Annotated in this window: 7 protein-coding genes; 3 read left to right on the top strand and 4 right to left on the bottom strand. The window is 62.4% G+C overall.

What is annotated here, in order from left to right; all coding sequences use genetic code 11:
• The first annotated feature begins 72 nt into the window (after positions 1–72).
• A complete protein-coding gene (locus VJ464_24925; protein HKQ08387.1) occupies positions 73–2,460 on the top strand; it encodes a PAS domain S-box protein in 2,388 nt (795 codons plus the stop codon).
• A 125-nt stretch (positions 2,461–2,585) separates the two neighbouring features.
• Here VJ464_24925 and VJ464_24920 read toward each other — a convergent pair whose 3' ends face one another.
• The 4 genes from VJ464_24920 to VJ464_24905 form a co-directional block, all read right to left on the bottom strand.
• A complete protein-coding gene (locus VJ464_24920) occupies positions 2,586–5,216 on the bottom strand; it encodes a hypothetical protein (protein HKQ08386.1) in 2,631 nt (876 codons plus the stop codon).
• Positions 5,217–5,222: 6 nt separating this feature from the next.
• Positions 5,223–6,593: an MFS transporter gene (locus VJ464_24915; protein HKQ08385.1), complete on the bottom strand. Its 1,371-nt coding sequence runs from the start codon at positions 6,591–6,593 to the stop codon at positions 5,223–5,225.
• 63 nt (positions 6,594–6,656) lie between these two features.
• A complete protein-coding gene (locus tag VJ464_24910; protein ID HKQ08384.1) occupies positions 6,657–7,664 on the bottom strand; it encodes a c-type cytochrome in 1,008 nt (335 codons plus the stop codon).
• A 5-nt stretch (positions 7,665–7,669) separates the two neighbouring features.
• Positions 7,670–8,458 (bottom strand): enoyl-CoA hydratase, encoded by a 789-nt coding sequence (locus tag VJ464_24905; protein ID HKQ08383.1) that lies wholly within the window; start codon positions 8,456–8,458, stop codon positions 7,670–7,672.
• Between the two features lie 151 nt (positions 8,459–8,609).
• On the opposite strand from VJ464_24905, the gene VJ464_24900 reads away from it, so the two are divergent.
• Both VJ464_24900 and VJ464_24895 read left to right on the top strand, forming a co-directional pair.
• A complete protein-coding gene (locus VJ464_24900; protein HKQ08382.1) occupies positions 8,610–10,760 on the top strand; it encodes a penicillin acylase family protein in 2,151 nt (716 codons plus the stop codon).
• A gap of 174 nt (positions 10,761–10,934) precedes the next feature.
• Positions 10,935–12,266, top strand: coding sequence for a hypothetical protein (locus tag VJ464_24895; protein HKQ08381.1), 1,332 nt, complete (start codon positions 10,935–10,937; stop codon positions 12,264–12,266).
• The last annotated feature ends 9 nt before the right edge of the window (positions 12,267–12,275 follow it).

The following is a 12,275-nucleotide window of genomic DNA, read 5'->3' as shown; positions in this document are numbered from 1 at the left end:
CGTCGCGGCTGTGATATAATCCGGCCTCGGTTCGAGCCCCCAGAATATCCGTTTTCGCTATGAGTGTAATTTATGTCCCTCAATGATTCGGCTGAACAGTTGACCGAGGCGCAACGGCTCCGGCAAGCGAGCCAGAGACTTGCCTCGTTATTGGAGGCGGCGGACGCGGCTCGGCGCGAGGCCGAACACCGCGCGGACGCCTTGCAGAAACAGGCCGACCTGATCGATCAGTCGTCGGATGCGCTGTTGATCTGGGAGCTGGGCGGCGGCCTGACGTTCTGGAACCGCGCCGCCGAGCAACTCTACGGCTTCAGCAGCGCCGAGGCGTTGGGGCGCGTCTCGCATCAACTTTTGCAAACCGTTCACCCCGTGACGGTACAGGCGTTCGAAAGCCAGCTCGCCGAGCAAGGCCAGTGGGAAGGTGAGCTGCGACATCTCACTAAAGACGGGCGGCGAATCACCGTCGAAAGTCGCTGCAAGGCCGTCAGCCAGAACGGGCGCACTTACGTGTTGGAATCCAATCGCGACATCACCGAGCGCACGCGCATGGAGGCGGCGCTGCGCGAAAGCGAAGAGCGTTTCTCGAAGGCTTTTGCCGCCGGCCCGCTGGCGATGACGATCACCTCGTTGCGCAGCGGGCGGCTGCTGGAGGTCAACGAGACGTTCACGCGGCTGTCAGGATTCACGCGCGAAGAGGCGGTCGGGCGCACGACGCTGGAGCTTGGCGTCTGGGCCAATCCGGTTGACCGCGAAGCTGAGCTGGCCCTGGTCTCCGGGCAGGGTCAGGTGCGCCGGATCAAGTACCGCTTCCGCATGAAAGACGGCACGCAGTTGATCGGCTTGCTGTCAGCCGAGCGCCTGGACATCGGCGGCGAGCCATGCGCGCTGACCGTGATCGAGAACATCACCGAGCGCGAGCGCGCTGAAGCCGAGCTACGCGAGAATGAGGAACGGTTGCGCCTGGCGCTCGAAGCCGGACAGGTCGGCACCTGGGATTGGGACGTCACTAACGATCATGTCACGTGGTCGGATGCGACTTACCGCTTTCACGGTTTGAATCGCGGGGAATTCGGCGGGCGCGTCGAAGATTTTGCGGGGCTCATCCACGCGGACGACCGCGAGCGCATCAACGCGACGATTGGCGCGGCGCTTGAAAGTAAGGAGCCTTACTCAGCGGAGATGCGCATCGTCTGGCCGGATGGCAGCGTCCGCTGGATCGCCACCAACGGCAAAGCCCTCTTTGACGCCGACGGCAAGCCTGTGCGTATGCTCGGCGCGACGGTGGACATCACTGAGCGCAAGCTTGCCGAGCAAGCCTTGATCGAAGCCGACCGCCGCAAGGACGAGTTCCTGGCGATGCTGGCCCACGAGCTGCGAAACCCGCTCGCCCCTATCCGCAACGCCGCGCAATTGCTGCGGCGCGACGCGCCATCTGACTCGGAGCTTCAATGGGCACGAGAAGTGATTGACCGTCAGGTCGAGCATCTGGCGCGGCTGGTCGATGACCTGCTCGACGTGTCGCGCATCACCGAAGGCAAGATCACCCTCAAGAAAGAGAAAATCGATCTCATCAGCATCGTCGGTCGCGCGATGGAAACCAGCCGCCCGCTGATTGACGCCCGCAAGCACCGCCTGACGGTGGCGCTGCCTGAGCAGCCTTTGCGATTAGAAGGCGACACCACGCGGCTGACACAGGTGGTGTCGAACCTGCTGCACAACGCCGCCAAGTTCACGCCCGAAGGCGGGCAAATCTGGCTGGCCGCCGAAGCCGTCGCCGGGCAGGTGGTCTTGCGCGTGCGCGACAACGGTGTGGGCATCCCGCAGGATTTGTTGCCGCACGTCTTCGATCTCTTCCGGCAAGCCGACCATTCGCTGGATCACTCGGCGGGCGGGCTGGGGCTCGGCCTGACGCTGGTGCGCCGCCTGCTTGAGCTGCATGGCGGCAAGGTCGAAGCCTACAGCGAAGGCGCAGGGCGCGGCAGTGAGTTCGTCGTGTGGCTGCCGGCGCTGGCTGATAACTTCGAAGCGATGGCGGATAACCCAGAGGTCGGCGGCTTGCGCGAAGCAGCACGCTACCGTGTGCTGGTCGTTGATGACAACATCGATTCGGCGGAAAGTATGGCGCTGCTGCTTGAGCTTCATGGGCACCAGGTGCGGATGGCCCACGACGGGCCGGCGGCGCTCGCGGCAGCGCACAGCTTCTGGCCTCAAGTGGTGGTCCTGGACATCGGCCTGCCGGGGATGGATGGCTACGAGGTCGCGAGGCAACTGCGAGCCGACAGCCGAATGCAAAACGTCATGCTGATCGCCATGACCGGGTATGGACAGATCGAAGACCATAAACGCTCGATGCGCGCAGGCTTCGACCACCACCTGGTCAAGCCCTTAGACCTTGAGGTGCTGCAAGCCATCATCGTTTCTGACGCCCAGATCAGCGGCCAGCGGTCGAAGCAGACTTAGCGCAGTCTTCAATTGCATTTGCTCTGTAGCGCAAGGCGGTTAGCTTGCGCGAGTCCTGGCGCAAGCTAACCGCCTTGCGCTACACCCGATTGACTACCGCTCTAGCACTACCCTCGGCTTGTCCTTCAAAGCTGCAAGACAAACGCGCCGCTCGCCACGCCGTCGCTGTTGACGATGCGGATGGTGTTATCGCCGGCCTTCAACCCGAGCGCCTTGGCCTTCCCCTTCACGCGAATCGTCGAGCCGTTGATCGAACGCACGTAATCTGTCCGGTCGGCGTCGTTGATGATCAGCCGCGCGCCGCTGTCAAAGGCGCTGCCGCTAATCACCATGACCTTCTTGCCGTCCCAGCTCACCGAAGCAATCTGGGGCAGCGCCGGAGCCACCAGCTCGAACGCGCCGCGCCCATAGGTCGCCGCCTGAATCAAGCCGCTGGGGTGCGAAGCCAGCTCGGTGACGACCACCGGCGGCATGCCATTGGTGAGCGGTTGCCAGCTCGTCCCGCCCGCCGAGCGAAAGACGCCGATGTCTGTGCCGACGTAGATGGCGCTCGCATCCAGCGGATCGATCAAGACGGTGTTGGCCGGCACGTCCGGCAAGTTGCCGCTAATGTCGCTCCATGTCGCCCCGCCATCAGTCGTCTTGAAGGCGTGCCCGGCATTGAACCCCGACATGGTCAGGTAAGCGGCCAGCGGATTCACCGGATCAACTTTGATACTGGTGATCGAGCGGTCGGGCAGATGGCCGGTCACATCTCGCCACGTCGCGCCGCCGTCGCTGCTCATCATTGCGCGGCCCTGCGCCGAGCCTGTGTAAATCACACTGAGGTTCGAGCGCGCCACGGCAATCGCCGTCAGCACGTCGCGGCCTTTGTCGTTGACGCCTTTGGTCAAATCCAGCTCTCCGGCGGGCGCTTCCCACGTCCAGCCGAGGTCGCGGTTGATGAACAGCCGCCAGGTGCCGAAGTAGAGCGTCGCGTCAACGCCGTTGCCGACAAACGGCGCATAGAAAGCGACCCGCGCCGGCTCGGCGTTCTCGCCGAATGAGGTCGTGAAGGCAACCTGCGTCTCGAAGTAGAGGCCGCTGCCGAGATAACGATAGATGTTACCGCGAACGTAAGTGATGAATGCTACATTGGGGTCGAGCGGGTTGAAGACGACGCGCCCGCCGTCGCCGCTGAAGACTTCGTACCACGAGTTGTCCCTGACGTTGCGCCATTGCGTGCCGTTGTCCTGCGTCCCGCCGAGGCTGATGGCCGGATCATTGGGGTGGATGGCCAGGCTGGTGAACTGCGTCAGCGTCAGCCCTCGGTTCAACGATTGAAAGCTCGCGCCGCCGTTCACTGTCCTGTAGATGCCGCCGTCGCAGCCGATGAAGAACTCGCCGCCGCGCCCCGCAACAAACGCCAGCGCGTGCTGGTCGGGGTGCGCTTTAGACGCGCCCGGCGTGTAGTCGTAGTAGCTGCCGTTGAAGCTGAACGCGCCCGTGAGGTTCGCCCACGTCGCGCCGCCATCGGTCGAGCGGAAGAGATCGCGCGCCCCCGCGTAGAGCGTTTGCCCGTCGTTCGGGTCAGCCATCAAATAGGTGTTATAGCCGATTTGCACTGTGTCAAAGCCCGGCGTGGCGGCAGCCGTCCAGGTCGCGCCGCCGTCCGTCGAAGCGCGCAGGTTGGCCACGAGATTGTCGCCTGAAAAGCCGCCGTAGTAGGCATAGACCTTGCGCGAGTCGGCGGGCGAAATCGCGACGCGGCAATCTTGTCGCTTCTTCACGTCGAAGCTGTCGCTAGTAAAGCAGGTGGCCCATGTCGCGCCCGCATCCGTCGAGCGCGCCACGCGCATGGGCGGATCGTTGTCGGCGTCGAGACGCGATAGGCCGCTGAAAACGACTCGCGAATTGTTCGGGTCAATCGCAACGTCGCGTGCCGCGCCCGCCAGCAGCTTCGTCCAGCTCACGCCGCCATCGCTTGAAACGTAGAGTCCGCTTGAAGTCACATGGTCGGCCGCCAGTCGTGAATACTGCGCGACATAAACGCGATTCGGGTTGGTCGGGTCTACGTCGAGCTTCGAGATCGTCCCGGGCGAAGGCAGCGACGCATTGCTCACACGTTGCCAGGTCAACCCGGCATCGGTTGATTTCAAAACGCCGCTGCCGAGATAGCCGAGCTTGCTGTCGCCCATGCCTGCGTAAACGACCGCGGGCTTGCTCCCGGCAAAAGCCAGCGAGCCAACCGCCAGCTCGCTCTGATCGTCCGAGACCGCGGCGAAGCTCGCGCCGCTGTCGGTTGAGCGCCAGATGCCGCCGGTTGAGCTGCCCGCCAAAATCAGGCGCGCATCGGCGGGCGACACGGCGATGGCATTGATGCGCCCGCTGGTGTTCCCCCAGTTGCCCATGTAAGAAGAGACCGTAGGCTGTGGGCCGATGGGTTGCCAGCGCCGCGCGGCGGTCGCTTCGACGAGCGACTGTGCGCGCATGCGGCTGAGCGATTCAAGCGCCCGACGGCGCGCGTCAGCCGGAATGGTGTTGTGGGGATATGCGCGCTGATAGGCAAACCAGTCGTTGCGCCCTTCGGTGTCTTCGAACTCTTCGGACGCGGGTTCCCTGGCATCGTTTAGGTGAGGCGCGGGCGCAAGCGCAGGGCGAGATATGTCCTTCGGCTGACGAAGCAACACGTCACACATCAGCGGCGTCAGACAAACGATGAAGACGGCAAAGCGCATCACCGCGGCTTTATGTTTGAACAGCTTTCCGAACAACATCACAGATCACTTCGCGGCTTCGGCCTTCGCCGCTTCCGCCAGCGGTGTCGAGCCTGAGGCGTCACGCATCCAGCGCTGCAAACGCTCCATGTCCTTAGTCACCGTGCGCGAGCCGGCAAACAAGACAATCGCCAGCAACAGGCCGAGCAGCGGAATGATGAATAGCGCCGAGTGTAAGCCTTGCGGGGCAAACGGGCGCAGGGCCTCAAACGTCGTTTCGGTCACGCCTGCCGCCTGCGCCGCTTTCATCGTGTAGTGGCTACTCAGATAGCCCATGCCAACAGGGCCGAGCGATGCGCCGAGGACATACATCGCAAAAAAGTAGAGCGCCATTGCCGTGCCGCGCAGCGACGGCTCGATGACATCTTGAATCGTCGAATAGACCGTCGCGTAATAGACATACATCAACGCCCAGCCGATGAACAGCAGCACCGTGAAGCTCACCGTCGCGCCGGCGGGCCGGGTCAGGGCAAGGTAGACCAGCGGCACGGCTAACAACACGCAAATCGCGCCGACCAGCAGCCGGCCATTCGCTCGCCGTCGCATGATCGCGTCGCCGGCAATGCCGCCGAGGATCAATCCCGGCACGCCTGAAAGCCCATACGTCAGCATCGAGATCATGCCCGCATTCAGCGCGTCCAAATGATAGACGCGCTGCAAGAAGGGCGAAATGAATGAGCCGACGGCGTACATGTTGAAGTTGTGCAGCGCCCCCGACAGAATAATCCACCACATCGTCGGGATCGATAGCACCAGCAGAAAGGGCGAGCCTTCGCGCTTGGCGCCGCTGATCGCATGGGTTTCCGACGCGCCGCGCCGCGGCTCTTTAATCAACAAAGCGAGCCCGGCAAAAATGATTCCGGGTATCGCAGCGATGTAGAAAGATGGTCGCCAGCCCCAGTACTTGGTCACCCAGCCGCCGACGGCAAAGCCCGCCGCGACGCCGAAGGGCAGGCCGAGCATGAAGATTGCCAGCGCCTTGCCACGCCTGGAGGCCGGGAACAGGTCGCCGATCAGCGATGCGCCCGCCGGCGCGCAGCTCGCTTCGCCGACGCCGACGCCGAGCCGCATGGCGAACATCTGCGTGTAGTTCTGCGCCAGGCCCGAAACTGCCGTGAACAGGCTCCAGACGAAGACGCCTGCCGACATAATCCAGGTGCGCGTAAAGCGGTCGGTCAACCGGCCCAGCGGCAGGCCGACGGCGGCATAGAGCAGCGTGAAGGCGGTGCCCAGGGTGCCGAGCGCCGTATCGCTCAGTTGCCACTCGTTGCGCAAGGTCTCGCCGACCGCGCCGAGAAGCTGGCGGTCGAAAAAGTTCATCAGGTTGATGCCGAACAGCACCCATAACGCGAAGCTCGCTTTGTTCCTTATCGACATGCTTTGCCTTCGGTCGGAAAGAATTATGCCGGCTGGCTCCGGCCACTCTACCTCCGCCCCGCTTTATTGATGCGGGGTGTTACTCAAGCTCTTGAAGCTCTCGTGGAGTTTCATGATTTCCGGCGCCTGCTCGACGCCGCGCTGCAAATCGGTTTTGTGAATCAGACCACCGATACGGCGGCGAACCTCGCGGCGACGGTCGAGTAGTTCGCCCGACGGCTCGCGGCCCCAGGCGCGGTAGCGCGCCAGCGCGCGGTTCTCGTCGTCGGCGACCTGCAAGAGGCCGCGAAACGCCGCCGGCAGTTCCGGCAGATACTCCAGCCCGTGACAGTTCGTGCAAAAGACCGCGAAGCTGAAGTCGCGTGCCCGCGCTGCCGACCCGACCGAGTGCGCGCCGTGACAATCGCCGCACGACAGGCGCGGCACCTCGAAGTTTTTCGGGAAGTGCAGGCTGCTCTTAAACTCCGCGGCCGGCTGCTCGTGACATGCGCCGCAGATTTTCAACTGTTCGACCGCTGACGGCTTGCCGATAAAGTTCACAGCGTGCGCCGCCGCTTTGTCGCGGGCTTTGTAATCGCCGCCGTGACAGGCAACGCAGGTGATGGCGTTGCGCGAATGAACGCTCTGACTAAAGAGCGCCACGCTGCCGTCACCGCTCTGTTGATGGCAAGAGACGCAGGTGTTCACCGATGACAATGACGCACGGGTCTGTGATTCAGTCGGCGGCCTGGCTGCCGCAAGCGAGCGGATGTAACGGACGAGCGCGTTGATCTCGTCGTCGCTCAGCGCGCCGACATAAAACGGCATCGGCTCTCTGCCGAATTTGATCGTCTTGAACATCAGTTCGTCGGTGACGTTTGCCTGCCACTTCGAGTTGGTGAAGTCGGGCTGGCCATGCATCCGTCCGCGCCCGTCTTCGCCGTGACAGTCTTTACATTCGTGCATGAAGATCTTTTCGGCGTCCACCGCGGCGCGCTTTTCCTGCGCCTCGAAGGCGCGGACAGAGCAGAGCGCGGCGATCAAAGCAAAGCTCAACGCGGCGACCAGCCCTTGCAAACGTCGTGACCACATCCCGATTACTTACCCTTGAAGTCCGCCTTGCGTTTTTCGAGGAAGGCCGCGACGCCTTCGCGAAAATCTTCCGAGCCGAAACAGGCCGCTTGATTCACCGCCTCGAAATCCAGCGCCGACGCCAGGTCGCCGGTCTCGCCGTGATTGAGGCCCGCCTTGATCTTCGCCAGCGCGATCCCAGGCGAAGCGGCCAGGCGCGTGGCCATCGCATCCACCGTGGCGTCCAGCTCTTCATAAGCCACGACGCGGTTGACCAGGCCGAGGCTCATGGCCTCGCGCGCGCTGATGATGTCGCCGGTCGCCATCAGCTCGAAGGCTTTGTGATAGCCGACAAGGCGCGGCAGAAAGTAGGTCGAGCCGCCATCGGGCATCAGGCCGATTTTCACGAAAATCTGGGCGAATTTGGCCTGTTCCGAAGCGATCAGCAGGTCACAGGCGAGCGCGTAGTTGCACCCCACCCCGACCGCGTGGCCGTGAACTCGCGCAATGATGGGCTTGGCCAGCTTGCGCATGGCGATGATGGTCGGGTTGGTATGCTCGCGCAGCGACGCGGTCACATCGACGTTGCGGATGTCGCGCCCGTCAGAGATTTGCAGGTCGGCGCCGGCGCAGAAAGCATCGCCGGCGCCGGTCAGGATAAGGACGCGGCTATCATCTTCGGCAGAGCGTTGAATCGCTTCGTGCAGCAGCTCGATGGTTTCGGTATCAACGGCGTTACGGCGCTCTGGCCGGTTGATGGTGATGCGCTTGATGCCGCCTTCGAGCGTCACCTGTATCTTGTCGCTCGCCGCCATAGCTATTCCCTTCCGTGTGGATTATTGAGAACAAGAGCGGCGTTATTCTCTACCAAAGCGCTGACTTTTGCAACGTGGCCCTGACGTGGACAAACATTCGGCCTTTGCCTTAAACTCGCAGCACCAATCAACGATCAATCGGAGGCCCAGGATGATGAAACGAACGCTGCTTGCCGTTGTCTTCGTCGCGCTAGTGATGCCGCTCGGCGCGCCGTCGCTACCCAAGACCGCCGCCAGGGATGAGGCGACCATTTATCGCGATGAATTCGGTATTCCGCATGTGTTCGCGCCGACACTGGAATCGGCTTGCTATGCCATCGGCTATGCGCAGGCCGAAGACCGGCTGGAAGAACTGCTCAAGAATTATCGTCGCGCCAACGGCACGATGGCTGAAGTGTTCGGGCCGGAGGCTTACCGCCAGGACTTGATGCAGCGACTCATGCGGCACGAGGCCGTCAGCCGCGAGCGCTACAATCAGGTCAGCCCGAAGATGCGCGCTTGCATCGAGTCGTATCAAGACGGCATCCGCGCCTTTATGAAAGAGCATCCCGAACAGGTGCCGTCGTGGGCGCAGGAGATTCATCCGTGGGATGTCATCGCGCTCGGCCGCTATATCATCTTTGGCTGGCCGATTGGCGAAGCCGGCGGCGATTTAATTCGCGCGGGCATCCAGCCCGACCCGATGGCGTACCGGGGATCGAATGAGATGTTGATTGCGCCTTCGCGCACGGCAATGAATGCGCCGATTGCGGTGATCGATCCGCACCTGAGCTGGTACGGCGAGTTCCGCTTCTATCAGGTGCGCATCTATGCCGGCGATTACAACGTCAGCGGCGTCTCCATCCTCGGCGTGCCGCTGCCGAGCCTCGGCCACAGCCGCTACTGCTCGGTGGCGATGACGACGGGCGGGCCGGACACCTCGGACATCTTTGAGGAAGAGTTGAACCCGGCCAACCCGCGCCAGTACCGCTATGACGGCCAGTGGCGCGACATGACGGTGCGCAAAGAAAAGATCCGCGTGAAAGACGGCGACAAGGTGGCCGACAAAGAGATCGAGATCGAATACACGCATCACGGCCCCATCGTCGCGCACAAGAACGGCAAAGCCTACGCGATGGCGATACCTTACGCCGAAGAGGTCGGGCTCACCGATCAAGCCTACGAGATGATGTCAGCGCGCAACCTCGACCAGATGAAGCAAGCGATGGGGCATCTGCAATTGATGGCGCAGAACGTCATGGTCGGGACGGTGCAGGGCGACATTTACTATGTCCGCAACGGGCGCGTGCCGGTGCGCGCCAAAGGCACGGATCCCGGCAAGCCGATTCCCGGCAACTCGTCGGCAAACGAATGGCAGGGCCTGCACCCGTTCAGTGATCTTGTGCAAATCACCAACCCGCCTACGGGCTACATGCATAATTGCAACGTCACGCCGTGCGCGATGATGAAGAACAGCCCGCTGACGCCCGACAAGTATGCGGCGCACCCTTACCTTTACAACGCCGACTGCAAGATGCCGCGCCACCAGCGCGCCGAGATGATGACCGATCTGCTCGACGCCGCTAACAAGGTGACGCTCGAACAGGCGATAGACATCGCCTTCAACCCGACGGTGTATCACGCAGAGATGTGGCAGGCGCGCTTGAAGAAAGCCATTGAAAGCCCGGCAAAGACGGCGCTCTCTGCGGACGCCATGTCCGTCTCTGACTCGATATTGAAATGGAATCGCCGCTCGGATGCCGACTCGGAAGGCGCGCTGGCTTTTTACGCTTTTAAGAAAAGTCTGCCTGCGGACGTGGCCAAGCAATATGACCCGCCCGATAGCGTCACCGACGCGCAGTTGATTGACGCGGTGAACAACGCCGCCAAGTGGCTCAAAGAGAATGTCGGCACGACCCACGCCGCCTATGGACAATACTTCCGCGTCGGGCGCGAGGGTGGCGCGAAGACATGGCCGGTCGGCGGCGGCTCGCTCAACGGCGGCCCGAATAATGTGGCGATGGCGACGCCGCGCGCCATCTCGTTCAGGCCGGTCGGCAAAGAGATGGTCGGCGTCGGCGGCCAAACCTCGACGCAGATCGTCGTGATGTCGAACCCGCCGAAGTCTTACGCCATCATCCCGCTCGGCGAGAGCGACCATAAAGAGAGCGGCCACTGGGACGACCAGGCCGAAAAGCTCTTTAGCAAGAGCAAGGCTTATCCGTCATTCTTCATGGACAAGCCGGAACTGCTGAAGCACGTCACGGCGACGAAAGTGCTGCGCCGCTCGGCACCGGCACAGGCGGCCCGCGCTGGTCGTTGAATGAAACATAGATTAACCGCAGAGGACGCAAAGGAACGCAGAGGTGAAGAAATCCTTTGCGTCCTCTGCGACCTCTGCGGTCAAACCTTATCGCACTCCCTCAGATGAATTCAGATTCGGTCGCTGCGTGTTATAATCGTCCTCGACCTTATGAAGTTCACTATCCTTGAGCCAATGTCAACGGGCGACGTGATAGACCGCTCGGTACGCCTCTATCGCCGCAACTTCACGTCGCTGATCGCCATCGTCGCATTGCCGACGTTGATCGGCTATGTCATCTCGTTGATCTTCTGGTACGGCTATTCGAATGTAGTGCTGAACACCGCAGCGCCGGGCCGTGTGCCAGCCGACGCGATGCTGATGATGCTGGTCGGCATGGCGGGTATGCCTGTGTGGGGGTTGATCCTGCTGTTGACGGTGTGCGGCATGTCGCGCGTCGTCGGCGATAACTTGATGATGGGCGAGCCGATTACCTTTCGCCGCTGTTTCGCGGCGGTGCGCGGCAAGATCGGGCAGATCATCGCCCTCGGCCTGCTGATCATGGCGTTGATGTTCGGCGTCTACATGGTGCTGGTCTTTGTCGTGATTGCGCTGGCGCTGGTCATCGGCCTTGCCGGCGGCTTGATTGCGTCCATGCACCTGCCGCAGTGGGTGATCATTCTGTTGATGGTGATTGTCATCTTGCTGGCCATTGCCGCCGCGCTGTTTGCAATCTCGTTCATCCTGGCGCGGATCGTCTTTATGCCTCAGGTCTTGATGATCGAAGGCGAAACGGTGGGCTCGGCGCTCGGGCGCGCCGTTAAGCTCGGCAAGGGCAACTGGCACCGCGTGCTCGGCATTGTGCTGTTCACCTATTTCATCTCGCTGTCGCTGATGGGCGCGATGAGCATCACTGCCGGGGTGATTCTTTACCTGACCGGCTTCCTGCAAGGCGCATCGCTGACGGACCCTTTGTGGAATATTCTCTACACCTCGTTCAACGACATCGCGCGCATGCTGTCGCTGCCCATCTGGATCGTGTCGTTCACGCTGCTCTACTTCGACAGTCGTGTGCGCAAAGAGGCATACGACATTGAGCTGCTGGCGCGCGAGGTCGCGCCGGGCTATGTGTGGCACGCGCCGCCGCCGGTCTTTGCCGGGTATTACCCGCCGCGCGAATATGTGCAGACCAGCCCGCTCGGTCTCGGCGGCTATTACTCGCCCGCGCCACAACCTCCGCCGCCCGCGCCGCAAACTGCGCCACCAATGGCATCTGCGCCACCCGCGCCGCCGGTGGCAGTCGAACCGCCGGTTGCGCTCGGCGATGAGTTGCGCACACGATTTGAAGAAGCGGCGCACTCGGTCAACGAAGATCGGCCAGTCGCTCGCTCGAACGACACCAATCAGCAAATGCCGCCGCCTGCGCCGCCCGCGTGGTGCGCGGCGTGCGGGAACCACCTGGAGTCGGGGTCGCGATTCTGTAGCCGCTGCGGCGCGGCAGTGCCGCCGCCTCGCGGGCCTCAATGACCTGATCAA

This window comes from Blastocatellia bacterium (assembly GCA_035275065.1).
GTDB lineage: Bacteria > Acidobacteriota > Blastocatellia > UBA7656 > UBA7656 > DATENM01.
The sequence above is the reverse complement of the archived record's forward strand: the minus strand, read 5'-3'. Positions and strand labels throughout refer to the sequence as shown.

Bases quoted from the DNA above. Each gene is read 5' to 3' on its own strand.
- VJ464_24925 (HKQ08387.1), top strand. From the start codon at position 73: ATGTCCCTCAATGATTCGGCTGAACAGTTGACCGAGGCGCAACGGCTC.
- VJ464_24920 (HKQ08386.1), bottom strand. From the start codon at position 5,216: ATGTTGTTCGGAAAGCTGTTCAAACATAAAGCCGCGGTGATGCGCTTT.
- VJ464_24915 (HKQ08385.1), bottom strand. From the start codon at position 6,593: ATGTCGATAAGGAACAAAGCGAGCTTCGCGTTATGGGTGCTGTTCGGC.
- VJ464_24910 (HKQ08384.1), bottom strand. From the start codon at position 7,664: ATGTGGTCACGACGTTTGCAAGGGCTGGTCGCCGCGTTGAGCTTTGCT.
- VJ464_24905 (HKQ08383.1), bottom strand. From the start codon at position 8,458: ATGGCGGCGAGCGACAAGATACAGGTGACGCTCGAAGGCGGCATCAAG.
- VJ464_24900 (HKQ08382.1), top strand. From the start codon at position 8,610: ATGATGAAACGAACGCTGCTTGCCGTTGTCTTCGTCGCGCTAGTGATG.
- VJ464_24895 (HKQ08381.1), top strand. From the start codon at position 10,935: ATGTCAACGGGCGACGTGATAGACCGCTCGGTACGCCTCTATCGCCGC.